Raw genomic sequence first — 26,291 nt, forward strand, 5'->3', positions numbered from 1 at the left:
CGGGGGCGGGGGGATCGGGGCGGCGGTGCGACGGGTGCCGTGGGGGCGCCCGGTCACCAGGTCACCGGCAGGGCGTGGAGCCCGTAGACGGCCATGTCGGACTTGAAGCGGAGCTCCTCCTCGGGCACGGCGGTGCGCAGGGTGGGGATCCGGCGCGCCACGGCGGCGTAGACCTCCTGGAGTTCGACGCGGGCCAGGGACTGGCCCATGCACTGGTGGGGCCCGTACCCGAAGGCGAGGTGGCCGTGGGCTCGGGCGGCGGGGTCGAACTCCTCGCCGGAGGGGAAGCGCTCCGGGTCGCGGTTGGCCACGTTGATCGCTGCGATGGCGCCCTCCCCCGCGCGGACCAGCCGGTCGCCCACGGGTACGTCCTCGACGGCGATGCGGCGGATGCCGCGCTGCACCACGGAGAGGTGGCGCAGCAGTTCCTCGACGGTGTCGGCCGCGATCCGGGTGTTCTCCCCGGCGGTGTTGAGGGCGGCGAAGCTGCGGGGGTGGCGCAGCAGGGTCAGCACGCCCAGGGAGATCATGTTGGCGGTGGTGTCGTGTCCCGCGGTCAGCAGGAGCAGGGCCATCGCCGCCAGTTGGCGGCGGGTCATGGTGCCGTCGGGGAGGTGGCGGGCGGCCATGCGGCCGATGAAGCCGTCCTGCGGGTGCCGTTCGTGGTCGGCGACCAGGTCCTCCAGGTAGTCCTGGAGGGTCTGCCGGGCCGTGGCCGCGCTCTCGGTGCTGCCCGCGACGACGTTCATGGTGTGGGTGAGGGTGCGGAACAGGTCGCGGTCCTCGACCGGGACGCCGAGGAACTCGCAGATCACGGTGAGGGCGACCGGCAGGGCCAGGTCCGCCACGAGGTCCGCTTCGGTGCCCTGGAGCATGCGGTCGATGCAGTCGTCGGCGACGGCGCGCACGGCGGGGCGCCACCGCTCGGCCCGCTTGACGGTGAACTCGCCCAGGACCAGGCGCCGCACGGCGTCGTGCTGCGGGTTGTCCATGACGAGGAGGGTGGGTTCGACGGCGGTCTCGGCGAGGGCGACGGCGCTGGACAGCGGGTAGCCGGGGCGGCTCTTGTCGGCGCTGAACCGCGGGTCGGACAGGACCGTGCGGGCGTCGTCGAAGCGGGTGAAGAGCCAGGGCCGCACCCCGTTCCACAGGGTCACCCGGGGCACCGTGCCCGCCTCCCGGACGGCGGTGGCCTCCCGGGGCGGGGCGTACGGGCACTGGCGGTCCATCGGGTAGTGCGGTTCCGCGGTCGGGTCAGTCATCGGGGGTGCTCCGGTCGAGGGTCTGCCACCAGCGGCCGACGAGGGCGTCGTCCAGGGCGGGCGCGGTGATGCCGAGGGCGTGCAGGGCGGCGAGGGTGGCGTCGTTGCGGAAGTGGGGGCGGCCCGCGGCCGGGTGGTCGCGGAGGTCGCGCAGGTGCTCGCGGTAGGCGAGCGCGGGCAGGGCGGTGCCGGCGGCCTCGGCGTCGTCCAGGCGGCGCAGCCAGGTGCGCAGCGGCACGGCCGGGGTGGTGCGGCCGGTGCGCCGGTCGCGTACGGCCATCAGGTCGGCCAGCGGGGTGGGCCGGGGGTGGTGCAGGTGGTGGACGGCGCCGGGCCGGCCGCCGGCGAGGGCCAGGGCGGTCAGGGCGCGGGCCATGGTGTCGACGGGCAGGGCGTCGGTGGCCAGGCGCGGGTCGTCGGGGTGGCAGCCGAGGGCGGCGGAGGTGGTGAGGAGGCGGCTGAGGAAGTCGTCCTCGCTGACGGCGCCGGTGGTGCTGCCGCCGGCCCGGCCCAGCCGGTGGATCCGGGTGTCGGCACCGCGGGCGGCCGCCTGTGCGACGAGGTGCTCGGCGGCCCATTTGGCGGCCGCGTAACCGCGGCCGCGCGGATGCCGCTCCCCGGCCGCGGAGGTGGCCTCGGTGACGGTGCGCGGTGGAGCCCCGGCCGGGCCGTCGCGGAAGACGCCGAGGGTGGAGACGTGGTGGAAGCGGGCCGGCCGGCCCTCCGCGCAGATCCGCAGGAGTTCGGCGGTGCCGCGGACGTTGGCGGCCTCCAGGTGCCGGTAGCCGGAGACGTGGTGGACGGCGGCGCCCAGGTGGAGGACGGTCGCCGCCTGCCGGACCTCCTGCGCCCAGGGCGTGCCGGCCAGGCCGAGGCCCGGCAGGGCCAGGTCGCCGGGGACGGGGCGGATCCGCGGGTCCGCGGCGTCGGCCCGCAGCCCGTGGCGGCGCAGCGCGGCGGCCAGCCGCTCGCGGGCGGTGACCTGGTCCGCGGCCCGGACCAGGCAGAGCACCGGTCCGGTGGTCCGGTCGAGGAGTTCGGCCAGGACGTGGGCGCCGACGAACCCGGTGGCGCCGGTCAGCAGCACCGGGTCGGCCGGATCGACGGGTCCGGGCCGCCCGGCGAAGACCACGGACGGGTCGAGGCGGGCGTCGCCCGGGCCCACCGGCGCGGTGCCCGGTCCGGCCGCCGGCCCGGAACCGGTCAGGCGGCGGGCCACGGCGCGCACGGTCGGCGCCGCGAGGAAGTCGGCGACGGGCACGCGGGTGCCGAACTCCCGCTCGATGCGGCCGAGGAGCCGGATGACCCGCAGCGAGTGCCCGCCGCGGGCGAAGAAGTCGTCGTCGGGGGAGCCGGCGGGCCCGTCCAGGACCTCCTCCCACAGGGCGAGCAGCCGCCGCTCCGTCCCGTCGGCCGGGACGGACGCGGCTGCGGCGGCCCCCCGCGCCTGCGACCGGCGCCGGTGGCCGGCCAGCAGGGCGGCCAGCGCGGGCCGGTCCGCCTTGCCGTGGCTTCCGGTCGGGAGGGCCGGGACGGGCACGGCCAGGCGCGGCACCATGTGGTCGGGCAGCAGCCGGGCCAGGTGGGCGCGGGCCTGCTCCGGGGTGGCGGAGCCGACGTAGCCGACGCCGAGTTGGGCGTCGGGGCCGTTGCCCACCAGGACGGCGACGGCCCCGCCGACCGCGGGGTGCTCGGCCAGCGCGGCCTCGATCTCGCCGAGCTCGATGCGGAACCCGCGGAGCTTGACCTGGTGGTCGAGCCGGCCGAGGTAGTCCAGGGAGCCGTCGGGCAGGCGCCGCACCCGGTCGCCGGTGCGGTAGCAGCGCCCGGCGTGCGCGAGGGCCGGGTGGGTGGTGAACAGCTGGGCGGTCCGGTCCGGGTCGCCCCGGTAGCCGTCACCGAGGCCGGCGCCAGAGAGCCACAGTTCGCCGGGGACGCCGGTGGCGGCGAGCCGCCCGTGCCGGTCGACGACGTGGGCCGCCGTGCCGGGCAGGGCGGTGCCCACGGGTACGCGGGCGCGGTCGTCGCCCGGGTGCGCCCGGTGGGTGGTGGCGAGGACGGCCGCCTCGGTCGGGCCGTAGCCGTTGACGACGGTGCGGCCCTGCGAGGCGAAGTGCCGGGTGTCGTGGACGTCCGCGGGCTCGCCGGCGACGAGGAGGACCCGTACGCCGGCCAGGTCGGGGCGGTCCATGGCGCGCAGCAGCGAGGGGACGGTCACCATGACGGTCACGCCGGCGGTGCGCAGGGTGCGGGTCAGGGCCGTACCGTCGGCGCGGGTGGCGTCGTCGGCGTACACGAGGGTGGCACCGGAGACCAGCGGCATGAACTGCTCGAAGGCGGCCACGTCGAACCCGGGTGAGGTCAGCTGGAGCCATACGTCGTCCGCGGTGAAGGGGTGGCGGTCCAGGCACGCCAGGAGGGTGTTGGCGACCGCCCGGTGCGGGACCGCGACGCCGCGGGGGCGGCCGGTGCTGCCGGAGGTGTAGATCAGGTAGGCGGGTGCGTCGCGATCGGCGCAGGCGGGGGAGCCGGCGCCGGGGGCACGGCCGTGGGCGGGGGCGGCGGGGGCGGCGGGGGCGCCGTCGGGGGCGTCACCGAGGGCGGTGAGCTCTTCGACGTCCAGGACCGGCGGCGGGCCGGGGCGGCCGGCCGCGCGCCCGCTGTGCGGCGGGCCGGGCGGGAGCAGCGCGTCCGCGGTGTCCTTGGCGCAGACGAGCGCCCCGGCGCCGGCGTCCTCGATGCAGTGGCGCAGCCGCTGCGCCGGGTACGCCGGGTCGAGCGGCACGTAGGCGGCCCCGGCCTTCAGCACGCCGAGGAGGGTGGAGACGAGCAGCGGGGAGCGTTCCAGGCAGACGGCGACCCGGTCGCCGGGCCGGATGCCGCGGGCGGCGAGCCGGTCGGCGACGGCGTCGGAGAGCCGGTCGAGTTCGGCGTAGGTGAGGCGGACGCCCCCGCCGGTCACGGCCGTCTTGTGGGGGCGGGCGGCGGCCTGCCGGGCGAACAGCGCGGGCAGTGTGGTGTCGGCGCCCCGGGGGGCGGGTTCGGGTGCGCGGCGCAGCCGCTCCTCCTCGCCCGGTTCGAACAGCGTCACCTCGCGCAGCGGCCCGTCGCCGTCCGCGAGCCGGTCGAGCACGGCGGCCAGCTGGGCCGCGAGGCGCCGGGCGGTGGCGCGGGTGTAGAGGTCGGTACTGAACTCGACCTCCAGGTCGAGGCCGCCGCCCGCCTCCTCGAAGGTGAAGGCCAGCTCGAACGTGGCGCGCGCCGGGTCCTCCCCGGCGTCCCAGGGGGCGACCCGGGTGCCGGGCAGTTCCAGCGGGCGCGGGCTGCCCTGCCGGTGGTTGACGACGGCCTGGAAGGGCACGGCCGCCCGCCCCGCCGTCGTCGGCGACAGCTCCCGGCCGACCGCCTGGAACGGCACGTCCTGGTGGTCCAGTGCCCCGGTGCACGCGGCGCGGACCCGGGCCAGCAGGTCAGCGACGGCGGTTTCGGCGCCGGCCTCGATGCGTACGGGCAGCAGGTTGACGAAGCAGCCGACGAGGTCCTGCGCCCCGGCCCGGTCCCGGCCCGCGGCCAGGGTGCCGAGGGTGAGGGTGTCGCGTTCGGCGTGCGCGGACAGCAGGGTGTACACCCCGGCCAGGCGGAGCATGTACGGGCTGACACCGTGTCGGCGGGCGGCCCGTGCGTGGCGGGCCAGCCGCTCGGGGCCGATCCGCAGCCGCACCCGGTCTCCGGAACCGCTGAGGACGGCCGGCCGGGGGCGGTCGGTGACGAGGTCGAGGGCGGCGGCACCGCCGTCGAGGGCGTCCCGCCAGAAGGCGGTCGCGGCGGCGAGGCGTGCGGGCCGCGGTGCGAGGGCGCGGCGCAGGTGGTCGGGGTAGGCCGGGTTCAGGGGCCGCAGGGCGGCGGCCGGGTCGGCGTACAGGGCGGACAGTTCGGTGAGGAAGAGGTCGAGGGACCAGTCGTCGGCGATGGCGTGGTGCACGGCGAAGTGGACCAGGCTGCGGTCCTCCGCGAAGGTGAGGACGAGGGTGCGCAGGAGGCGGGTGCCGTCGGTGCGGGGCCCGGCCGCAAGGTGTTCGGCGACCAGCGTGCGGGCGCGGGCAGTGATCCGGTCGGCGGGGGTGGCGGTGAGGTCGTGGTGGTGCAGTTCGGCGCCCGGGTCGCCGGACAGGCTCTGGTGCCAGCCGTCCGCGTCGCGCCGGACGACGGTGCGCAGGGCGGCCTGCCGCTCCCCCAGCCGGGTCAGGGCGTGCCGCAGCCGCGGCAGGTCGAGCGGCCCCTCGATGTGGAATCCGCGGCCGATGACGTAGCGTTCGGCGTTCCCGGCGGCCTCCTGCTCGAACCACATGCCCTGCTGGCCGGGCGTCAGGGGCAGCCGTTCGGCGGGCTGTTCGACGTCCGGGGCCGACTCCGGGGCCGACTGCTGGGCCGACTCCGGGCCGACGTCCGTGCCCGTGTCCGGGCCCGCGTCCGTGTGCAGGCCGGCGTCGCGGGGGGCGGCTGCGGCGACGCGGGCCGCCAGGGCCCGTATCGTCGGGGCGGCGAACAGCTCGGCCATGGTCAGCGCGGTGCCGTGGTGGCGCTCCAGGCGGGCCAGGAGCGCCATGGCGGCCAGGGAGTCGCCGCCCGCGGCGAAGAAGTCGGTGTCGGGTCCGGTGCTGCGGCCGAGCACGGCCTCCCAGTGCGCGGCCACGGCCCGCCCGGCGTCCCCCGCCGCGGCCGGGGCGTGCGCGGTCCGGGCGGCGCCGGGGGGTGTCGGCAGGTCGGCGGTGGGTGCGCAGGCGCGGGCGGCCGCGTCGGCGCGGTCCGCGCGGGAGGCGAGGAGCCGGCGGTCCGGCTTGCCGTTGGCGGTCGCCGGGAGTTCGGGCAGCACGGTGACGGCGGCGGGAACCGCCGGGGCGGGCAGGGTTCGGGCCGCGTGGGCGGTGAGGACCGCCCCGGCCTCCCCCTCCGGGACGCCGCCGGGCGCCAGCACCACGTAGGCGGCGAGCCGCCGGGCGCCGGCGGGGCCGTACGGGACCGCGACCGCCTCGCGGACCGCCGGGTGGTCGAGGAGCGCCCGCTCGGTCTCGGCGGGCTCGACCCGGTGCCCGCGGATCTTGACCTGGTCGTCGAAGCGCCCGAGGAAGGCGAGCCCGCCGTCGGGCAGCAGCCGGACGCGGTCGCCCGTCAGGTAGGCGGTCCGGTCGGGACGGCCGGGCTCGGGCACGAACCGCTGCGCGGTGAGGTCGGGCCGGCCCCGGTAGCCGCGGGCCACGCCGGTTCCGCCGATGCAGAGTTCGCCCTCCTCGCCCGGAGCGGCCGGGGTGCGGTCGGGGCGCAGGACGTGCGCGGTGGCGCCGGCGAACGGGCGGCCGATGGGGACCTGCCGCCAGCCGCTGTCCCAGTCGTCCGGCCCGTCGAAGACCTGCCAGCAGGCGTACACGGTCGTCTCGGTCGGCCCGTAGCCGTTGACGATCCGGCATCCCGGCAGTTCGCGCAGCGCCGTGCGCACCGCGTCCGCGTCGGCGCGGTCGCCGCCGGAGATGCACAGCCTCAGGCCCCGCAGGTCGGCCGCGGCGTGCTCCATCACCAGCCGGAACAGCGGGGCGGCCAGCCGCAGGACCGTCACGCCCTGCCGGGCGCACTCCCGGCCGATCTCGTGCACGCCGGGGCGGTCGGACTGCGGGAGCACGAGGCGGGCGCCGTTCAGCAGGGCGCCCCAGATTTCGAAGACCGAGGGGTCCACGTGGAGCGGGGCCAGCTGGAGCACGGTGTCGTCCGGCCCGAGGCCGGCCTCGGGCGCCTTGGCGAGGGCGATGACCGAGCGGTGCTCGATCTGGACCGCCTTGGGCGTGCCGGTGCTGCCCGAGGTGTGCATCACGTACGCGAGGGAGCTCGGGCGCTGCCGGACCGGGGCGGCGTCCAGCACCGGCCTGGCCGCCGCCCCGGCACCCGACGGCTCCGGGATCCGCTCGTCCACGGGGAGGACGGTGACGCCGGGCGGCAGCACGGCCCGCAGCCGCGGCAGGTCCCGCTCGGCGGCGAACAGCGTACGGAGGCCGCTGCCGGCGGCGAGGGCGCGGATCCGGTCGTCGGGGGCGTCGGGGTCCAGCGGCAGGTAGGCGCCGCCGGCGAGCACCGTGCCGAGCAGGGTGGCGATCGTGCCGGGCGAGCGGCGGGCGCAGAGGCCGACGGGTTCGCCGGCGGCCACCCGGCCCGCGAGCCGGCCCGCGACGGCGGCGGCCATGGCGGCCAGGCCGCGGTAGTCGGTGCGGACTGCGCCCTGGACGAGGGCGGTGCGGCGCGGGTGATTGCGCACTGCGTCGGCGAAGGCGGCACCGAGCGTGCCGGCGGGGGCGGGGGCAGGGGTGGCGGCGGGGGCGTTCACGGGGTTGCGCTCACCTCCTGCGGGTCGCGTTCGAGGGCGGCGACGACGCTGGCGGTGTCGTAGAGGTCCAGGTAGCGGGAGATGAGGCCGTCGCGGACGGTGAAGACGTTCATCCACTGGGCCTCGTAGCGCGCGTCGTTGGCGAGGACCCGGGTCCGGCTCACGCCCAGCACGACGACCCGGTCGCCGGCGTCGAGGTAGTCGTACGGCTCGCACTCCTGGACCTGGATCAGCTCGCGGACGATCGCGAAGAACTCGCGGAAGCCGGCGACGCCCCGGTAGACGCCGGCCCAGGGCAGGGCCGCCGGGCCGTGGTAGACCCACTCGAAGTCGGGAGCGAGCAGCGGCTCGATGTCGGCGAGCCGGCCCTCCTCGAAGAGCCGGAAGAACCGGCGGACCACGTCGACGTTCTGCGTGCTCATGGTGTGCTCCTGGGGGGCGTGGGGGTGCGGGACAGGGCCCGGGACAGGCGCTGTCCCAGGCGGAAGAGCGCGGCGTGCGCGAGGAGCCGGGCCGGCCCGGTGCGCGAGAGCCGGCGGGCGCCGCGCATGACGTGGCGGACCTCCCGCTCGGTGGCGGTCAGCGGCAGCAGGAAGACGTCGTAGACGACGAAGGCGCGGGCGCGGGTGATCCACCAGAGGATGAGGGCGTACGTCATCGCCTCCCCCTGCGGGTCCACGAACCTGGCGAGCGGGCCGGGCACGCGGGGCTCCAGCCGGCCCAGCAGCCCCTCGGCGAAGCGGCGGCCGACGACGCCCTGCGGCCCCGTGTCCAGGGCGGCGATGCCCGAGCGGACGGTGTCCGACAGGGCGCGGACCCGTTCGGGCAGGCCGATGGCGTCGACCCGGGAGATGGCCTGGAGGGCGAAGTGGGCGCCCAGGGCGTGGGCGTGGTGGGTGCGCAGCTCCTCGACGAGGCGGGGGTTCGTCCGGCGGGCGGCCTCGTACACCTCTTCGGAGACGAGGGCGGCGCCGGTCGGGAAGCAGCCGTAGCTGAGGGCCTTCGACAGGCTCATCAGGTCGATGTCGGGGAGCCGGCCGTGGTGCGCGAAGCGGGTGCCGCAGCGGTAGTAGGAGGTGAGGACCTCGTCGACGCCGACGAGGTAGCCGTGCTCCGTGCGGCCCTCGGTGACGGCGTCGAGGAGCGGTCCGGGGATCGGGCCGTAGGCGTCGGAGCTGCCGTGGACCAGTTCGATCCAGACGAGTCCGATGTTCCCGGCGGCCGCCTCCGCACGGAACTCGTCCACGGCGTGCGGGGTGAACGGGTCGATGTAGCGGATGTCGTCGTAGAGGGGGCCGAAGGGGGCGCGGGTGCGTTCGGCGGCGGTGGCGAGGAGGGAGACGAGGGTCTTGCCGCCGTAGTTGTGCTTGAAGACGACGATGCGGCGCTGACGGGGGCGGGCGAGGCGGGCCAGGGTGATGGCGCTCTCCACTGCGGAGGCGCCGCTGACGGCGGGGAAGGTGCGCGGCAGGCCGGTCTCCTCGGCGAGCGCCCGCTCCAGTTCACGGACGTGGTCGCGGGCGGCGGGGTCGTGGGCGCGGACGACGTCGCCGAGGGCGTCGGCGGGGTTGTGACCGGCCACGCCGAGGCCGGCGCCGCACAGGCCGTCGACGAGGTCGAGTTCCCGGCCCGAGTCGAGGCGGACGGTGATCCTGGAGCCCTTGGCGCGCACGACGTTGAGCGCGCCGTGCAGCTTGCGCTGCATGCGGGCCGCCATGGGGTTCACGTGGCGGGCGTACAGGTCGAGGGTGGCGGCGCGGTCGGCGGCGGCCGCGGCGAGCACCCGGTGCACGGGTGCGGCGTCGTCCCAGCGGGGCAGCAGCCGGGCGATGACGGCGCGCATGGCGACGGTGTTGCCGCCGTAGGTGTTGGAGTGCAGGAAACCGGTCTGCGGGGTGGACCAGGGGGCGAAGGTGTCGGGGGTGCCGGTGAACGCGCCGAAGGGGACCTCGTGGCCGGTGAGGGACTCGCCGAGGACGACGAGGTCGGGCCGCAGCGCGGTGACGGCGGGATCCGTCGGCGTGGACGGGTCGAGGTCGCTCAGGTCGACGACGATGCGGGCGCCGGTGGCGCGGGCGCGGCGGGCCGTCTCGGCGACGGCGGTCAGCGCGGCCCCGTCGAGCCGTTCGGGGGCGCGGACGACGAGCCCGCACACGGCGGTGCCGCGGAGGGCGGCGCGCAGGCCGTCGACGGTGGCGTGGGTGATCAGGCCGGGGGCGAGCGCCCGGTCGGGGCCTTCGCCGAGCGGGTCGGCGCGGCGGGCGAGGGTGCCGTCGGGGTCCAGGACGAGGACGCGGCCGCGGTGGTGGGCGGCGGTCGCGGCGGCCCGGTGGCGCAGCAGTTTGACGGCGCCGTGGAGGGCCTCGTAGCGGGAGTTGGCGAAGAAGCTGCGGTAGGCCGTGCCGGGCGGGCGGCCGCCGAGCTCCCGGACGAACTCGCTGACGAGGTGGCCGGCCTGGGCGGATTCGGCGGTGACGAACCAGGACGGCATCGCGAAGACGGGCCGTTCCCGGGAGATGAGGTCGTCCAGGACGGCAAGGGTCTGCGGGCCGGCCGGGCGCAGGTGCGGTACGGGTCCGCCGGCCTGCGCGGGGTCCGGGGCGGGTGCGGGGTCCGGGGCGTGCGCGGATGCGGGGCCGGGTGCGGATTCGGGGCCGGGTGCGGCAGGGGTGGTGGGTTGCATGGCGCCGTCTCGCTCGTGGGAGGAGTCCCGTGGGCCGGGGGCCACGGGCTGCCGGGAGGGCATCGGGGATGGGCGTGGGGCGGGCCCCGCAGGGGGCAGGCCGCGGGCGACGGCGACGGCGGCCGCGCCGGCGGGCAGCCGCAGCGTCCAGTCGGCGCCGCCGGTGGTGCCGGTGGTGGTGCCGGTGATGCGGTCCTCGCCGTCGGTGGGGTTGAAGGCACCGATGATGCGGACGCCGTCGGGGCCGCTCCGGCTCAGGACGCGCGCCCTGCCCTGCTCGGTCCGCCAGTGCGCCCCCTGGGGTGCCGGGAGGCCTGCGGCGAAGTCGGCGACGAACGCGGCGACTTCGCCGTCGGCGGGCTCGGCCGCGGGCAGGGTGAGCTCGCCGGGGCGGTCGGAGCCGGGGTGCCCGGCCCGCAGGACGGCGACGGGCACCGGGGAGTCGGCGGGCGCCGCCGCGGTGTGCTCGTCGAGCCAGCCCAGGCCGATCTGCCGGCCGGATCCGGCCAGCTGCCGGTGCACGGCGTCGGCCAGTTCGGCGAGCGGGGTGCGGCCGGTGCGCTGCCAGGCCCCGGCCTCGGGCAGGGTGCGGTCGACGAGGACCACCCCGTCGCGGTCGGGGGTGCCGGCGAGCAGCAGGTCGCCGAACCGTTCGAGGAACGCGGCCAGCAGGCGCAGGCCCGCGGCGTTGGCCTGGTGGCCGGCGGTCTCGGCGAGCGGCGCCCCCGGGCTGTACGGCGGGGCGTGCAGGGCGGGGTCGACGCCTTCGGAGCGCAGGCCGTCGGGGTCCATGTCGACCAGCGGGCCCCAGTTCTCGGTGGCACAGGCGGTGTAGACGCTGACGGTGGTCGAGCCCAGCATGAGGGCGAGCAGCGCGTTGAAGACGGGCGTCGCCGGCCGGGCGAAGGAGGCGTCGGTCCAGGTGAAGCCCCAGTTCGCCTCGACCACGTCGGTGTCGCCGAGCAGGATCCCGGCCAGGTGGGAGCCGAAGGCGGCGGGGTCCCGGGCCGGGTTGCCGACCCACTCGGTGTGCCCGACCAGGTGCCGGGAGCCCCGGATGGCGCGCTGTCGTGCGGCCCAGGCGTCGAGGGCGGCGCGCGGGGCGGTGATGGCGGTCAGCGGCACGTTCGCCAGCCGGGCGGGGCCGGAGGGGAACAACGCAGAGATCTGGTCCCACAGTTCGACGATGGCGTGGCCGGACCACTGCGACCACAGCCGGCGCAGGGCGCTGGTCCACCGGGTGACGTCGGCGGCGGCCAGGAAGGCCTCGTCGGACAGACCACGGCCGGTCAGCCAGCGGGCGAAGGCCTCGCGGGCGGCGGGTGAGGCGTCCTGGGCGTCCACGGGCAGGTGGGCGTCGCCGCACGTGCCCTCGTTGCCGAGCTGGAGGGCGACGACGGGGCCGGCGGGGGCGGCGGCCTTGGCGACCACCTCGTCGGCGACGGCCTTCAGCCAGGTCTCGGTCTCGGCCCGGACCGCGGCGTCGAGGAGGCTGGGCAGCGGCTTGCCCTGCGAGGTGAGGACGGCGCCGTCGAGGCCGGTGTAGGGGGTGTGGGCCGGTCCGCACAGCCGGTCGGGCAGGCCGCCGAGCTGGACCTCGGCGTGGATGAAGGGGCCGGGCTTGAGCAGGACGCGCAGTCCGGCGGCGGCGGCCAGCTCCAGCAGTCCGACGACGTTGCGCTGCGGGTCGGTGGCGCCGGTGAAGTCGAAGGAGCGGTCGGTGTCCTCGCCGGTCTCGTGGAAACGCCAGGGCAGGTAGCAGGAGACGACGTCCACGCCCAAGCTGCGCAGTTCGCGCAGGTTGGCGGCCCAGTTGTCGGGGTGCGCCCGGTAGTAGGGGTACTCGCCGACGACCACGGGCCGTGTGGTGCCGGGTAGGAGCGCCTCGGCGAGGCGCGGGCGCGCGGCGGGGTTCATGCGGCCTCTTCCGGGTGGGCAGCCTCCGGGTGGGGAGGGACGAGGACGACCTTCAGCGCCGCGTAGTCGGTGCCGGGGACGGCGGCGAGGGCCTTGAACGCCTCCTCGTGGTCGGCGAGGGCGAAGCGGTGGGTGACGACCCGCTCCAGGGGGAGCTGCCGGGCCAGTTCGATGGCCTTGGGGAAGATCATGCTGTTGTAGTCGCCGGCACCGATGATCTGCAGGCCGCGCTGGAGCAGGGTCAGCGGGCGGACGGTGGCGGAGGCGTTGCTGTTGAAACCCATGATGACGACCCGGCCGCGGATGGCGGCGTAGCCGATGCTCTGCTCCAGCAGGTTGCCGACGGAGTCGACGACGAGGTCGCCTCGCTCGGCGAGCGCGGGGTCGTCCGGGGTGTGGACGGTCACGCGGCCGCCGAACTCGGGGGCTTCGAAGACCTCGGCGTCGAGCCGGCGGCGTACCGGGTCGGGTTCGACGAGCAGGACCCGGGCCCCGTGGAGCTGGGCGGCCATGGCGGTGACGACGCCCATCGGGCCGCCGCCGACGACGACGGCGGTCTCGCCCGCGGCGAGCCGGCCGGCCTCGATGTTGTTGAGGGCACAGGCCAGCGGTTCGACGACCACGGCGCGGTCGAAGTCCATGCCGTCGGGTATGGCGTGGCAGAACAGCTCGGGGAGGCGGATGAACTCGGCGAAGGAGCCGTCGTAGTCGAGGCCGACCTCGGTGCCGGCCTTGTGGCCACAGAAGTTCCAGTGGCCTTCGAGGCAGGTGGGGCAGTTGCCGCAGTAGAGGGTCGGGTTGACGATGACCCGGTCGCCGACGGCGAAGCGGGTGACGCCGGAGCCGACGGCGTCGACGGTGCCGACGGCCTCGTGGCCCATCACCACGCCGGTCTCGGCCGGGAACTTGCCGACGAGGACGCTGCGGTCGGTGCCGCAGATGCCGCTCTGGGTGACGCGGATGACGACGTCGTCGGCGGCAGCCGGCTCGGGCTTGGGGTGGTCGACCAGGGCGAGCGTGCGGTCGGCGGTGAGCGTCAGGGCCTTCATGATTCCTCCGTCGCGGACGCGACGGCGGCGCGCCCGAGGTCCCAGCGGATGGCTTCGAGGAGCTGCTCGTGCAGCTCGGGGGTGGCGGCGGCGATGCAGGACTTCTGGTTCATCGGGCCGAGGTCCACCAGCGAGGTGCTGCCGAGGTCGTCGCCATAGGCGTCGGTGATGACCACGCCGGCCCGGCGGGCGAGGTAGACGACGGCGGCGATGTCGTAGGGGAAGAGGTGCAGGATCGAGCCGCGGCCGACGCGGAGGAAGTCCTCCTCGGTGTCGGGGTGGTCGCGCAGGACGCGGTTGCCGATGTCCGCGTAGGCGTCGAGCTGGCCGGTGATGATGCGGGAGATGGAGAAGGTGCTGCTGTTGAAGACGAAGATGCCGCCGGTGTTCGCTGACCGGTCCACGAGGTGGCCGTAGGCCTGGGTCATCAGGTCCATGGGGTGGCCGTTGAACTCGATCGACCAGAACATGCGGGTCAGGTCGGTGTTCCGGCTCAGCCGCGGTACCGGGGCGGTGAAGCCGCCGCTGTCGAGTCCGCCCGTGTCGTCGCCGTAGAGCCAGGCGCCGCTCTTGATCTCCACCAGGCAGGCGGCGTTGACGTCGGCGAGGGTCGGGGTGCCATCGCCGTACGGTGCGGCCGCGATGGACACCATGCCCATCTCCAGCCCCGCGGAGGTGGGGCGGGTGCCGTCGATCGGGTCGACGACAAGGAGGACCTCGGGGTCGGGTGCGAGCTCGACGTACGAGCCGTCCTCGGTGTAGAGGGCCATCGGGACGTGGGCATGGGCGCGCAGGTAGTCCAGCACGGCCTTCTCGGCGACCTCGTCGACGTCGAACTGGGCGTCGCCGCCGGGCGAGTCGCCGTGGACGGCGCGCTCGCGGCCGCAGGCCTCGTAGGCGAGGAGCTCGGAACGGACGTACTGTCCGAGGGAGGTGAGGAGTCGCTTCATCGGCTGGGTGCCGGGCTCCGGGGCCGCCGGGGACGTCTGCGGGGCCACCGGGGACGTCTGCGGGGCAGGGGTCGTCTCGGTCATCGGGCCAGCTCCGCGAGGAACAGGTTCTCCAGCTTGTCGCAGATCTCCTCGGCCTGGTCCATCGTGAGGATCAGCGGGGGGCGGATCTTCAGGACGTTGCCGTAGCCGTAGCGCGAGGTGCGCAGGATCAGGCCGTGGTCCATGGCCTTGGTGGCGAGGTGGTTGGTGAGCTTCACGGCCGGCTTGCCGTCGGCCTCGGCGATCTCGAAGCCGATCATGAGGCCGACGCCGCGGACGTCCACGATGGCCGGGTAGCGGCGCTTCATGTCGTCGAGGCGTTCCATGATGTAGTCGCCGGTGCGGGTGACGTTGGCGAGGAACTCCGGCTGCCGCACGATGTCGAGGGTGGCGTTCGCGGCGGCAGCGGCCAGCAGGTTGGCGCCGTAGGTGAAGGAGTGGTGGTTCGCGGGGAGTCCGGCGAGCCGCTCGTTGGTCAGGATCGCCGCGACCTGGGCGCCCGAGCCGCCGAGGCCCTTGGCGGTGGTGATCGCGTCCGGTTCGACGCCGAAGTACTGGGCGGCGAACATGTGCCCGGTGCGGCCGATTCCGGTCTGGATCTCGTCGAAGATGAGGGCGATGTTCTGTTCGTCGCAGAAGGCCCGCAGTTTCTGCATGTAACCGTCCGGCGGGACGATGTTTCCGCCGTTTCCGGAAATCGGCTCGATGAGGACGGCGGCCACGCGGCCGGAACTCGCGTAGTCGACGAAATCCTCCAGCCGATCGACGCACATCATTCCGCAGCTGCCCTGCTTCTGTCCGTAGAAGCAGCGGAAGCAGTACGGGTCCGGGACCTGGAGGCTGCCGGGGAAGAGGTTGGGGAACGGCTCGCGGCGGAATGCGTTGCCGGACATCGACGTCATCATCATCGTCTGCCCGACGTGGCTGCGGAACAGGGTGATGACCTCGGACTTGCCGGTGGCCATTTGGGCCATCTTGATGGCGCCCTCGTTCGCGGCGGAGCCGCCGGAGACCTTGGGGTGGACCTTGGTGAGGGTTTCCGGGGAGACCTCCACCAGCCGCTTGACCAGGCCGTTCACCGGGTCGCTCTGGTAGGAGGAGGTGATGTGGACGACCTTGTCGAGCTGGTCCTTCATGGCCGCGACGACGGCGGGGTGGGAGTAGCCCAAGCTCAGGTTGAAGGTGGCCGAGGCGCAGTCGAGGTAGCTCTTGCCGTCCTCGTCGTAGAGGTAGACACCTTCACCGCGCGCCATCTTGTAGTCGCTGACGGGGTAATAGATGTGGTCGGTTACGTCCTTGGTTTCCATCGGTCCCTCTCACACGGGTCATTTCGAGAGCGTCACGGTACGGACGGAGAACGGGGTCTCGTGTCCGACGACAGGAAAAGGGGATGCGGCGTGATCGCCGGTGGGGGCGGCCCGAATTCTTCACCCGCTACAGAAGGGTTCTCGAGGCGGCGCCTTCGCGATCATCCGATCACATTCGAATGGAACCTGACAAGGGGTTCCCTCCAAGTGTTGATCTTGCGTCTCGGATTTCCCTAGCCGGGAAATGCGAGACTCGCGGCGGAGGCCCGTAGGGAGCGGGAAACCGCCCGCGCGGCGGCTGCGACGGGCACCCCGACGGGGCCGAGCGCCGCCACGGCCGCGGAGGTGAGGCGGGCCGCCTGAGCCCGGCTCAGGCCGGGCAGGCAGGCGTCGTGCAGTCCGGACGCCGCGAGCAGGGCGCCCGCGGCCACCGCGGGGAGCACGGCGCGGCGCGGCTCCCGGACGGCGTCGGCCACCCGCTGCCGGGCGGCGCGGGTTTGCGGGCCGGCCGGCCCGTCGGGCGGCGCGCCCGGCAGGGGTCCGGGGCGGGGCAGGGCCAGCGCCCAGGGGCCCAGGCGCTCCACCCAGTCGGCGGGCGCGCGGGGCCGCGGGGAGGCGGCCACGCGCGCGAAGAGCACGTCCAGCGCCGGATCGCCCGTACGGGCCCCCGACTTCGGCAGTACGCGGTCGCCGTGCAGCTCCAGCCGGCCTGCCAGCGCGCCCTCGAACAGCAGCGCGCCGGCCAGGGCGCGGCCGGCCTCCGCCTCCCGTCGCGGGGGCGGGAAGCACCCGTCCGCAGCGGCGCACAGGGCGTAGAGCTGCGGCGTCGCCGTCACGGCAGGTCCGCCTCCAGGGCGGTCCGCAGTTCGTCCACGGTGGTGAACAGGTGCCCCTGCAGACCGAGTTCGCGGGCCGCGCGGACGTTGTCCTCCCGGTCGTCGACGAACAGGACCTCCGCGGCGGGCAGCCCGAGTTCGCGCAGGCACCACTCGTAGGCCGCGGGTTCGGGCTTGGCGCTGCCGATCCGGCAGGAGAGGCCGCGCACGGCGAACCTGTCGAGCCAGGGCTGGGTGGCCTCGTACCGGGCGGCCAGCTCCTCGGGGATGTTGGACAGGAGTCCGAGGACGACCCCGCGGTCGGCCAGGTCGGCGAGCAGGGCGACGGCGCGGTCGTCGACCTCGCTCCAGCTGGCCAGGTCGGCGGCGATCAGGTCCTTGGTCAGTCGCTCGTCGGGGGTGGTTCCGAGGGCGGCGCAGACGCCCTGCCAGTAGGCGGGGCCGGTGACGTCGCCGCGGTCGTAGGGGGCGCGCTGCGACCAGTACGCCTCCCAGAAGCGGTCGGGGTCGCCGCCGGCGACGGCCTGGAGCGCAGCCCGGGACTGGGGTGACTGGAGGCGTGCGATGACGCCGAACATGTCGAAGAGGACTGCTTTCATCCTCGGTTTCCTCGCTTTCCGGGGTTCACGGGGGGCACGGCGCCCAAGGGGATCGCTGCGTCCACGGGGATCGCTGCGTCCACGGGGGCACAGCGCTCACGGGGCTCACGAGGTGCCCCGTTCACGGTGTGGTGACGGCTTCCGCGCGGCCCGCGTCGCGGGGGCCGGGCACACCGCCGGGGTCGGGGGCGTTGCGGCGCAGCCAGAGGCTCAGGACGCCGCAGACGACGGCGAGCACGAACAGCAGCAGTGGCACCGTCTTCACCTCCATCGTGTCGATGACCCCTCCGAGCAGCGGCGGGAAGGCAACACCGCCGATCATCGAGGCGGCGATGACGTACGCGCCGGCCGCGGCCACGCCGGGAACGGCCCGGTTGAGCCAGGGCAGGCAGGTGGGGAAGATCGGCGCGATCATCAGGCCGACGCCGAAGTACGCGTACGGGGCGAGGGCCGGGACGGTGGCCAGGAGCAGGAAGCCGGCCATGCCCGCGCAGCAGACGATCAGGATCGAAGGGGCGGACCAGCGCAGGCTGAGCGGGGCGACCACGAAGCGGCCGACGGTCATGGCCGCCCAGTACGCGGAGGTGGCGGTCGCGGCGGTGGCGGCGCCGTATCCGACGGCCTCCAGGTGGGTGGGCTCCCAGCCGCCGACGCCGGTCTCGATGGCGACGTGCAGCACGTAGATGCCGATGAACGCCGCGATGATCGGCATGACCCGTGCTCCGCCCGCGGCGGCGCCCTCGGCAGGGGCGGGTGCGGGCTCGCGGGCGGCGACGCCGCCCAGCGTGAGGAGGATCAGCAGGCTGAGCACCCCGATGCCGAGGAAGATGCCCGGGTAGTTCTCCGCGCCGAGCCATCCGATCAGGGCGGGGCCGGCGATGGCTCCGATGCCGAAGTGCCCGTTGAGCAGGTTGAGCATGGCGGTGCTGCGGTGGCCGAAGCCGACGGCGAACAGCTGGTTGAGGCCGTAGTCGATGCCGCCGAAGCCGAGGCCGATGACGAGGGTGCCGGCGAGGGCCGGGATCCAACTCGGCGAGAAGGCGAAGGCGGCGGACCCGGCGGCCATGAGCACGTACGAGCCGCCGAGCAGCACGCGGTTGCTGAGGCGGCCGCGCAGCACGTGGTAGATCAGCACTCCGAGGAGCGCGCCGACGAAGTGGGCGCTGAGGCTGAGGCCGGCGACGGCGGGGCTGATGCCGTACTCCTCCCGCAGGGCCGGGATCGCGGGGCCGTACAGCGCCTGGAGGGCGCCGATCACGACGAACGCCACGCATGAGGCGACGATCGCGACGGTGGTGAGGAGGGGCCTTGCCGCTTCCGGCGGCTCGCCCCCACGGGTGGCGGACATCGATCTCCTCATCGCTCATAGACGAATGAACACGTTCAACGTTCACGACAGCCTGAAGTTCACACTTCTTCGCACACAATACGCAGACTGAATGTTCGTTTCAACAGTCTTGGTGTTCGGAACGCTCATGACGAGGCCCGTCGCGCGCTCGCCTGTGCTAAAAGCAGACACATGAACGTGATGGAGAGGCACAAGCTCGTGGTGGAACTGCTCATGCAGCAGAACCGCGCGACCGTCGCCGAGCTGGCCCAGGCCACCGGGGCGTCCGAGATGACCGTCCGCCGGGACCTGGAGGTCCTGGAGTCCCGGGGCGCGCTGCGCCGGGTCCGCGGGGGCGCCGTGAGCGCCCTGCCCGGCGGCGTCGAGCCGCCCTACGCCGTCCGGGCCATGTCCGGGGCGCACGCCAAGGAGCGGCTGGCCCGCGCCGTGGTCGAGCTGCTCACCGACGGCGAGACCGTGGCCCTGGACACCGGCACCACCGCCGTGGCCGTTGCCAAGGCCATGGCCGGCCGGCAGTTCACCGTCTCCCCCCTCTCACTGCACGCCGCGTTCGCCCTCTCCGCACAGCCCGGCATCCAGCTCATCCTGCCCGGCGGCCAGGTGCGCCCCGAGGAGCTGTCCTTCCACGGACAGACCCCGGTGGAGACCTTCCGCGACCTCTGCTTCGACACGTTCGTCCTCGGCTGCTGCGGCATCGACCCGGTGCAGGGCGCCACCGCCTACGACCTCGACGACGTCCAGGTGAAGCGGGCCGCGGTCGCCTCCGCCCAGCGCGTGGTCCTCGTCGCGACCGCCGACAAGCTCGGCCGCGCCGCCCTCGGGCGGATCTGCTCCGTGGAGGAGATCGCCATCGTCGTCACGGACGCCCCCGCCGACTCCCCCGCGGTCGAGGCACTGCGGGAGCGCGGCGCGGAGGTGGTCCATCCGACGGGCGACTGAACCGCCGCCCCACCAGCATCGAAGGGGAGGGCTCCGGCTGCCAATGGGGTGCGACCGTCGTGTTGGCGACTGTCGGGAAGACGACAGAAAGGACTTGCAGCAATTTTCGGCGCGCTTCACGCCGGGTCCCGGCCCACCCTGCGGAAGCGGGAAGCCGGCCCGCGGTCGCCCCGCCACCGCTCAAGATCACGGAGCAGAGGGCGGATGCCGACGGGGCGTCAGGGTGCCACCCACGGCGAAAAGCCGTGTCCGAAACGCGTTCGTGCAGGCAGCGCGGCGGAACGGAGTCTTCTAGCATCGCGGTCGCAACGGATGCGAACCAGAAGGCAGCGACATGGACACAGCCGCACTGCAGCGCCCGCAGGACCGCGACCGACTCAGGGAGCTCACCCCGGAGGAAATGGCCCTCTACCGCGAATTCGCTGAGCACGGCCCCCTGCGCGGCAGCCAGTTGTACGCCCGGGCGGACCGGCGGTGCGGGGCGGCCACCCTCGACGCCCTCCTCGACGCCGGCCTCGTCCAGCAGATAGGCCCGGACTGCTTCGCAGCCGCCAACCCCACCGACGTCTCCGAGCAACTGCTGAAGCGGTGGGAGGAGCGCGTCCAGGGAGCCCAGCTCGACCTGCTGCGCATGCGCGGCCAGCTCGCCGAGCTCGCCATCGTCCACGCCGCCCGCCAGCGCACCCTCCAGGGGCCGCCGCTGGAACGCATCGAATCGGCGGCCGAATTGCTGCGGATCGTCAAGCAGCAGGCGGCCGCCTGCACCGGGGAGGTGCTCAGCGCCCAGCCGGGCGGGCCGCAGCCCGCCGACGGGCTCCGCACCGCCCTCGGCCGCAGCCGGGACTTACTGGCCCGCGGTGTCGGCGTCCGCACCCTGTACCAGCACTCCGCCCGCTTCGACCCGGTGATCGTGCGGTTCGAGGCGGAGATGGCGGACCGCGGGGCGGAGGCCAGGACGGTCTCCGGAGGACTGACCTGCTGCCTGGTGTTCGACCGGACGCTGCTCGTGCTCCCGCTGCAGGACACGGAGGGCGGGGCGCTGCTGGTGCGCAGTCCGGAGCTGGTCGCGTTCGTCGCGGAAACGTTCGACCTGTTGTGGGCCACGGGCGAGCACATCGGCAAGCCGCGCGAGAAGGCCTTCATCCAGGGCATGGCCGACCAGGCGAAGCGGTCCATCCTCCAGCACCTGGTCCAGGGGGACGACGACCGCGCCACGGCCCGCGCGCTCGGCATCTCCGTACGCACCTGCCAGCGCCACGTGTCCGCCATCATGCGGCAGTTGGGCGCGACGAGCCGCTTCCAGCTCGGCTACCTCGCCCACCGGCACAGCCTGTTGGAGTCCGACGGCCCCCCGGCCGCCTTCGTGGACGCCCTGACATCGATGTCAAGGACGCTCCGGGAGTCGGAGGCCGAGGAACCTCCGGTCTCCTGACCATCCCCGCCCGGCCCCTCGCCGCCGACACCGGCTGTGCCCTGGTGACACCGAACCCGACAGCCCGACGCCGGGCCCGGACCGCACCCGCACCCGCACCCGCACCCGCACCCGCACCCGCACCCGCACCACCAAACGGTCCACGCCTACGTCGCCCGACGGCCACGAGGCCGCCTGTTCGAGCAGCTCAACGGGCCCCTGCACCGCCGCCGTCGAGGGACGGCGCCGCGCCCCGGAGGTGTGCAGCAGCCGAATCCAACGCGCACGCCGGGCTGAACCGGCGGGCGTGCGCTAGGGCGTGGAGGGACGACCGCCCCCGCCCCGCGCGGTGACCTCCTCCCCCAGTATCCGGCCGGCCAACTCAACGGCCAGCGCCTCGATGTCGCCCCGCAGGGCTTCCTCGGCGGCGGCACGCTGCGCGGCTATCCGGGACCGCCCGGCGGCTACGAGCTCCTCGCGCTCTCGAAGCCCGACGGCGCGCGCCTCCCCGATCAGCTGGCCGCCCTCTTCGACCGCGGCCTGCCGGATGCGCGCCGCCTCGTGCCGCGCCTCGGCCATGAGCCGCTCGTATTCCTCCCGCACCTGCCTGGCCTCCTCCCACGAGGCCTCTGCCCTGCGGAGACCGCCGTCGAGCGCATCCTCCCGCTCGGCGATCACCCGCCGGGCACGCGGCAACAGCAACCTGGCCATCGCGAGGAAGCACACCGGGAACAGCAGCCCCGCGACTACCAGATCGGGCACTTCCGGGTTCAACGGGCCTATCTCCACAGGAAACAGCACCATGGTCCCCCCTCTGGGACGAGCGACGCATGGGCTACAGGAAACCATTCGATCCGTACGGGTAGTTCCGACGCCGAGCGCACATGGCGGAATCCGGTCCCCCAACGGGCGCATCCTGAAGGCGGGGTGGACCGGCGCTCCGCAGACCTCCGGGATCGCGGGCCAAGAGGGCCGAGCGGGCGAACCCGGGGCTCTGCGGCCAGCTACACCGACCGCCGACCGCCGTCCCGGCCCTGGGCCTTCGCCCGTCGTCCCCATCCAGCCATCGGCAGGCATGAATTCTCATGGACCCTGCTCCCGCTGATCACATATGTTCACCGGGCGCGGGCCGCCCAGGAGGCGGCCCGTTTCTCTGTCGTCGTTCCCGTGGGGGGATCTCCATCATGCTCTCTGGTGCACCCGGTTCACCGCCCTCCCAGCCCCAGGGCCCGGTCCCGGGTGGTCCGTACGCCGCCGCGCCACCGGCGCAGCCGTACCCCGGGCAGCCGTACGGAGCCGGGCTGCTGCGCTCCCCGCAGGGCCTCGCAACGGCCCTCACGGTCCTGCTCTCCGTCGGAGCCGCGGTCAACCTCTTCTCGTCCGCCGTGAGTGCCTACACCTGGTCGGCGATGGCGAGCCTCGCCGCGAACGGCGTGTCCGTGTACGACACCTTCACGACGGCGGATCTGCTCACCGGCATCGCCGGGTTGCTGCAGTTCCTCTCCTTCGTCGGCACCGCCGTGGTGTTCCTCGTCTGGTTCCACCGGGTACGGGCCAACGCCCAGGTCTTCCGCCCCGACGGGTTCAGCCAGACCCCGGGCTGGGCTATCGGCGGCTGGTTCATCCCCGTCGCCCACCTCTTCCTGCCGTTCCGGACCGCCCGCGAGATCTGGGAAGCCAGCGTGCAGCTGTCCCGCGACGGGTCCTTCCGTGCCGTCTCGCAGGCACCCGTCGTCGCCTGGTGGCTGGCCTTCGTCGTGTCGACGGTTCTCGACCGGATCTCCGGCCAGCTCTACCTGAAGGCCGAAACCGCGGAGGAAGGGCAGGACGCAGCGGCCTTCGGCCTGGTCTGCGACCTGACCACCGTCCTCGCGGCCGTCCTGGCCATCGTCTTCGTACGCAAGCTGACGGCCCTGCAGCACCTCCGGGCCACACAGGGGCCGTTCGCCGCCTCCTGACCCCGGTCCCGGTTCCGCGTGGGTCGGAGCGTTGCGAGGCCGAGGAGATGTTCGAGCCGGCGGTGCGGCCGCCGGAGGCGTCGGGCCAGTACCACGGACGCACGAGCAGGAGCCGCGCAGCAACGCGGCACGCGGTGGGCCGCCCCGGGACCGGGCCGCGCACGACAGGGGGACCGCCGCCCAGTTTGGACGAAAACTCCTCGCACCGTGCTGAGCGTGTTGTTGACTGGCCGTTGCGTGGTTGCCCGGCGAAGGGACGGCGGCGGGCATCCGATCCGCTGCGCGAAGGGGTGGGGCATGCTGGTCGAGGCACTGACGGCGTTGGCTGCGGCAGGTGGCGGTGCGGTGGTCCAAGCGGCAGGCACTGATGCGTGGAACGGGCTGCGCGGGCGGATCGCGGAGATCTTCGGCCGCGGCGATGCTGCGCGGGGACGGGCTGAGCTCGAACGCCTGGACCAAACGGGGCAGGCCCTGAGCCAGGGCGCTTCGGCCGGCGTCGTGACCGAGGGGGTACGGCAGGAGGGTCTGTGGCAGGGCCGGTTCGAGGCCCTGTTGGAGGGTCTCGACGCCCAGGAGCGGGAGCGCGCGGCCGAGCAGTTGCACGAGCTGCTGTCGTACGTCGCCTCCTCGACGGGCAGCACGGCGATCGGGACGGGGAAAGCCGTCGCCCGTGACGGAGGCAGTGCTGTCTCCGGCATCAAGAACGCCGGCGGGCGCGCGGGCGTGGCGCGGGCAGCGCACACGGGGGACGCAGAGGCCACCGGAGCGGGCTCCAGCGCCGTCAGCGGCATCGTGAACGAGTAACCGCCCTGCAGCGCAGTCACTGGTCGAGGAGCTCGGGGGGACGGCGTGATCAGAAGGCTATGGCGCAGGGGCGGCAGCCGCGACGGGGGCGCAAGCGCGGACGCGCAGGCGGAAACCGGCAGCAGCGGCGGGGCGGCTGCTCCCGAGGCCTGGGACGCCCGGTCTGCAGCACCCGGCGGCGATCAGCCCGGCACGCAGCAGGTGTCCCGCAGCGGGGACGCGACCGCCGCGCACGGGGGAATTGCCGTCTCGGGCATCTACACCGCCACCACCTTGGTGAGCCTGACACCCGAAGTGTTGCGGTCTGCCGCCGAGGTGAACGCTCCGGCGGGCCTGGACAACCTGCCCGACCGCCCCCACCCCCACCACTTCGTCGGCCGTGAGGACGAGCTCGACCGCCTCGATGCCGCCGTGAACACTCCCGGTAGCGCCTTGGTCCAGGCCGTGCACGGGCTGGGCGGGATCGGCAAGAGCGCCCTGGCCGCCCACTGGGCCGCCACCCGCCCGCACGGCCACGCGCCCGTCCGCTGGATCACCGCCGACAGCCCGGCCAGCGTGCAGCAGGGCCTGGCCGAGCTGGCCACCGCCCTGCAGCCAGCGTTCACCGAGCTGCTGCGGCAGCCAGCCGAGGCGCTCGCCGAGTACGCCCTGCAATGGCTGGCCACCCACACCGGCTGGCTGCTCGTCCTGGACGACGTCAACGACCCCGCCGACATCGCCCACCTCCTCGCCCGCGCCCCAGCCGGCCGGTTCCTCCTCACCAGCCGCCTCGCCACCCCGTGGCCCCACGCCACCACCCTGGTCCGCCTCGACGCCCTCGGCCCGGCCGAATCCCTCGCCCTGCTGACCCGCATCACCACCGCCACCGGCCCCCGGGACCTGGACGGCGCAGGCGAGCTGTGCGAAGAACTCGGCCACCTGCCCCTCGCGATCAAGCAGGTGGGCGCTTACCTGGCCCAGAACACACTGACCACCCCCCGCGCCTACCTGGCCCTCCTCGCCGGCCACCCGGCGGCGATGTACCGCCGCGGCGCGGCCACCACCCGGGCCGAGGACACCGTCGCTCGGATCTGGAACATCACCCTGGACCGGATCACCGCCCTCGAACCCCTGGCCACGGACCTGCTGCGCATCCTGGCCTGGTACGCACCCGAGAACGTCCCCGTCACCCTGCTCGGCGGCGCTGCCGACCCGCCCACCGTGAACAACGCGATCGGTCTCCTGATCGCCTACAGCATGATCACCGCCGACCCGGAGGCGGGCTCCGTGGCCGTCCACCGGCTCGTCCAGGCCCTCGGCCGCACCCCGGAGGACGGAGATCCGCACCGGAGCCCCGAAGCCGTCACGGAAGGGCGAACCGCCGCCGTCGCTTTGCTCGCCGCCGCCCTCTCCGAGGAGGCACCACCGGCCGACTCATTCGTCCGGCGCCTCCTCCCGCACATCGACGCGTGGGTCGCGAACTCGGCCCACCTCGCCCGTCTCCCTTCCGCCGACGGCCTGTTCCTCAGCACCGCCACCCTCCTGATCGGGCAGGACCTGGACCACCGCGCCGTGCCCTACCTGCAGCAGCTGCTCCACGCGTGCGAGCACGAGATGGGCCCGGAACAACACCTCACCCTCACCCTGCGCGTCGCGCTCGCCTCGGCGTACGAGGAAGCCGGGGACCTCACCCGTGCGATCCCCCTGTTCGAATCGGCCCTCGCCGGCCGCCGTGACGTGCTCGGGCAGGACCACCCGGAAACCGTCGTCACCCGGATCCTCCTCGCCGGGGCCCACGAGGCAGCGGGCAGGACCAAGCTGGCCATCGACCAGCTCAACGAAGTGCTCGACGACTCGCACCGACTGTTCGGCGCCGACGACCCGCGGACCCTGATGGCACGCGGCAACCTCGCGCACGCCCACGGTTCGGCGGGCCGCCCGGACCTGGCGATCCCGCTGTACACCGAGGTCCTGGCCACACTGGAGGACACGGCCGGCCGGGACCATCAGAACACTCTGACGACACGCAACAACCTCGCGCACGCCCATCGCTCGGCAGGCCACCTGGACCTCGCGATCCCGCTGTACACCGAACTCCTCGGCGACATCCGCCGCGTGCTCGGACCGGACCACCCGCGCACCCTCACCATCGCCCACAACCTGGCCTCCGTGTACTGCGCCGCCAACGACCTGGAACGGGCCACGGCGCTGTACGAGCGGACGGCCGACGACCGCGCACGCGTACTGGGCGAGGACCATCCGGACACGCTGACCTCGCGCAGCGACCTGGCCCTCGCCTACGACGATGCCGGTGACGAACGCGCGGTCGCCTTGGCGGAGGCGGTCCTCGCCGACCGGCGCCGCGTGCTGCCCCCCGACCACCCGGACATCATGACTTCTGTCAACAACCTCGCGGTGTGCTGCAGCAACAACGGTGAGTCCGAACGGGCGATCGCCCTGTTCAAGGATGCCCTGGAAGGCCGGACGAGGGTTCTCGGACCCGACGACCCCGGCACGCTGACGGCCCGCAACAACCTCGCCTGCGCCCAAGCAGAGGCCGGGCAGCTCGATGCCGCGCTGCCCCTACTGAAAACCGTCCTGGACGACCGGGTTCGCGTGCTGGGCGGGGACCATCCAGATGCCATCTCCTCCCGCGGCACGCTCGGCGGTGCCCACCGCCTCGCCGGTGACATCGACGAGGCACTGATCCACTACGAGGAGGCGCACAGCGACGCCCGGCGCGTCCTCGGGGAGCACCACAGGCTCACCCAGCAGCTCAAGAGCCGCCTGGGCGCCATGGGGCGCGAGCGGTAGCCGGTCGTTTCGTCCCTGATGCG

Annotated in this window: 16 protein-coding genes; 5 read left to right on the forward strand and 11 right to left on the reverse strand. The window is 74.3% G+C overall.

The features are described from left to right. Positions 1–53: 53 nt before the first annotated feature. From ACFVGY_RS19855 to ACFVGY_RS19900, 10 genes are all read right to left on the reverse strand, one after another. On the reverse strand, positions 54–1,262 hold the full coding sequence (locus ACFVGY_RS19855; protein ID WP_385678931.1) for a cytochrome P450: 1,209 nt from the start codon (positions 1,260–1,262) through the stop codon (positions 54–56). Then, on the reverse strand, positions 1,255–7,632 hold the full coding sequence (locus tag ACFVGY_RS19860) for an amino acid adenylation domain-containing protein (RefSeq protein ID WP_385678933.1): 6,378 nt from the start codon (positions 7,630–7,632) through the stop codon (positions 1,255–1,257). The genes ACFVGY_RS19855 and ACFVGY_RS19860 overlap by 8 nt, the downstream gene beginning before the upstream one ends. Then, positions 7,629–8,054 (reverse strand): nuclear transport factor 2 family protein, encoded by a 426-nt coding sequence (locus ACFVGY_RS19865; RefSeq protein WP_385678936.1) that lies wholly within the window; start codon positions 8,052–8,054, stop codon positions 7,629–7,631. The genes ACFVGY_RS19860 and ACFVGY_RS19865 overlap by 4 nt, the downstream gene beginning before the upstream one ends. After that, the gene (locus ACFVGY_RS19870; RefSeq protein ID WP_385678939.1) at positions 8,051–12,232 is read right to left on the reverse strand and encodes an aminotransferase class III-fold pyridoxal phosphate-dependent enzyme; all 4,182 of its coding nucleotides are present in this window, start codon (positions 12,230–12,232) and stop codon (positions 8,051–8,053) included. The genes ACFVGY_RS19865 and ACFVGY_RS19870 overlap by 4 nt, the downstream gene beginning before the upstream one ends. After that, entirely contained in the window at positions 12,229–13,281 is a 1,053-nt protein-coding gene (locus ACFVGY_RS19875) for a zinc-binding dehydrogenase (protein ID WP_385678942.1), read from the reverse strand. Before ACFVGY_RS19875 ends, ACFVGY_RS19870 begins: the two co-directional genes overlap by 4 nt. Next, positions 13,278–14,315 carry an inositol monophosphatase family protein gene (locus tag ACFVGY_RS19880; protein WP_385678944.1) on the reverse strand — a complete coding sequence of 346 codons (1,038 nt, stop codon included), beginning with the start codon at positions 14,313–14,315 and terminating at the stop codon, positions 13,278–13,280. Before ACFVGY_RS19880 ends, ACFVGY_RS19875 begins: the two co-directional genes overlap by 4 nt. Further along, positions 14,312–15,580, reverse strand: coding sequence for an aspartate aminotransferase family protein (locus ACFVGY_RS19885; RefSeq protein WP_385678947.1), 1,269 nt, complete (start codon positions 15,578–15,580; stop codon positions 14,312–14,314). Before ACFVGY_RS19885 ends, ACFVGY_RS19880 begins: the two co-directional genes overlap by 4 nt. Before the next feature lie 233 nt (positions 15,581–15,813). Further along, a complete protein-coding gene (locus tag ACFVGY_RS19890) occupies positions 15,814–16,416 on the reverse strand; it encodes a GPP34 family phosphoprotein (RefSeq protein WP_385678950.1) in 603 nt (200 codons plus the stop codon). Then, entirely contained in the window at positions 16,413–17,015 is a 603-nt protein-coding gene (locus tag ACFVGY_RS19895; protein ID WP_385678953.1) for an HAD family hydrolase, read from the reverse strand. Before ACFVGY_RS19895 ends, ACFVGY_RS19890 begins: the two co-directional genes overlap by 4 nt. 121 nt (positions 17,016–17,136) lie before the next feature. After that, complete coding sequence (locus tag ACFVGY_RS19900; protein WP_385678956.1) at positions 17,137–18,363, reverse strand: MFS transporter; 1,227 nt, start codon at positions 18,361–18,363, stop codon at positions 17,137–17,139. Between the two features lie 171 nt (positions 18,364–18,534). On the opposite strand from ACFVGY_RS19900, the gene ACFVGY_RS19905 reads away from it, so the two are divergent. Further along, complete coding sequence (locus ACFVGY_RS19905; RefSeq protein ID WP_385678958.1) at positions 18,535–19,302, forward strand: DeoR/GlpR family DNA-binding transcription regulator; 768 nt, start codon at positions 18,535–18,537, stop codon at positions 19,300–19,302. 334 nt (positions 19,303–19,636) lie between these two features. Then, entirely contained in the window at positions 19,637–20,734 is a 1,098-nt protein-coding gene (locus ACFVGY_RS19910) for a LuxR C-terminal-related transcriptional regulator (protein WP_385678961.1), read from the forward strand. Between the two features lie 291 nt (positions 20,735–21,025). Here ACFVGY_RS19910 and ACFVGY_RS19915 read toward each other — a convergent pair whose 3' ends face one another. Beyond that, positions 21,026–21,517, reverse strand: coding sequence for a hypothetical protein (locus ACFVGY_RS19915; protein ID WP_385678964.1), 492 nt, complete (start codon positions 21,515–21,517; stop codon positions 21,026–21,028). 380 nt (positions 21,518–21,897) lie between these two features. Between ACFVGY_RS19915 and ACFVGY_RS19920 the strand changes: the two genes are divergently transcribed. The 3 genes from ACFVGY_RS19920 (at position 21,898) to fxsT (ending at position 26,268) form a co-directional block, all read left to right on the forward strand. Then, complete coding sequence (locus tag ACFVGY_RS19920; RefSeq protein WP_385678967.1) at positions 21,898–22,671, forward strand: DUF4328 domain-containing protein; 774 nt, start codon at positions 21,898–21,900, stop codon at positions 22,669–22,671. A 297-nt stretch (positions 22,672–22,968) separates the two neighbouring features. Next, on the forward strand, positions 22,969–23,475 hold the full coding sequence (locus tag ACFVGY_RS19925; protein ID WP_385678970.1) for a hypothetical protein: 507 nt from the start codon (positions 22,969–22,971) through the stop codon (positions 23,473–23,475). Between the two features lie 45 nt (positions 23,476–23,520). Next, positions 23,521–26,268, forward strand: a complete 2,748-nt coding sequence (gene fxsT / locus ACFVGY_RS19930; protein ID WP_385678973.1) for an FxSxx-COOH system tetratricopeptide repeat protein — start codon at positions 23,521–23,523, stop codon at positions 26,266–26,268. The last annotated feature ends 23 nt before the right edge of the window (positions 26,269–26,291 follow it).

It is taken from the genome of Streptomyces sp. NPDC127106 (assembly GCF_042677605.1).
Lineage (GTDB): Bacteria > Actinomycetota > Actinomycetes > Streptomycetales > Streptomycetaceae > Streptomyces.

Coding starts and splice junctions, on each gene's coding strand:
- ACFVGY_RS19855 (WP_385678931.1), bottom strand. CDS start 1,262: ATGACTGACCCGACCGCGGAACCGCACTACCCGATGGACCGCCAGTGC.
- ACFVGY_RS19865 (WP_385678936.1), bottom strand. CDS start 8,054: ATGAGCACGCAGAACGTCGACGTGGTCCGCCGGTTCTTCCGGCTCTTC.
- ACFVGY_RS19870 (WP_385678939.1), bottom strand. CDS start 12,232: ATGAACCCCGCCGCGCGCCCGCGCCTCGCCGAGGCGCTCCTACCCGGC.
- ACFVGY_RS19875 (WP_385678942.1), bottom strand. CDS start 13,281: ATGAAGGCCCTGACGCTCACCGCCGACCGCACGCTCGCCCTGGTCGAC.
- ACFVGY_RS19880 (WP_385678944.1), bottom strand. CDS start 14,315: ATGACCGAGACGACCCCTGCCCCGCAGACGTCCCCGGTGGCCCCGCAG.
- ACFVGY_RS19885 (WP_385678947.1), bottom strand. CDS start 15,580: ATGGAAACCAAGGACGTAACCGACCACATCTATTACCCCGTCAGCGAC.
- ACFVGY_RS19895 (WP_385678953.1), bottom strand. CDS start 17,015: ATGAAAGCAGTCCTCTTCGACATGTTCGGCGTCATCGCACGCCTCCAG.
- ACFVGY_RS19900 (WP_385678956.1), bottom strand. CDS start 18,363: ATGTCCGCCACCCGTGGGGGCGAGCCGCCGGAAGCGGCAAGGCCCCTC.
- ACFVGY_RS19905 (WP_385678958.1), top strand. CDS start 18,535: ATGAACGTGATGGAGAGGCACAAGCTCGTGGTGGAACTGCTCATGCAG.
- ACFVGY_RS19910 (WP_385678961.1), top strand. CDS start 19,637: ATGGACACAGCCGCACTGCAGCGCCCGCAGGACCGCGACCGACTCAGG.
- ACFVGY_RS19915 (WP_385678964.1), bottom strand. CDS start 21,517: ATGGTGCTGTTTCCTGTGGAGATAGGCCCGTTGAACCCGGAAGTGCCC.
- ACFVGY_RS19920 (WP_385678967.1), top strand. CDS start 21,898: ATGCTCTCTGGTGCACCCGGTTCACCGCCCTCCCAGCCCCAGGGCCCG.
- ACFVGY_RS19925 (WP_385678970.1), top strand. CDS start 22,969: ATGCTGGTCGAGGCACTGACGGCGTTGGCTGCGGCAGGTGGCGGTGCG.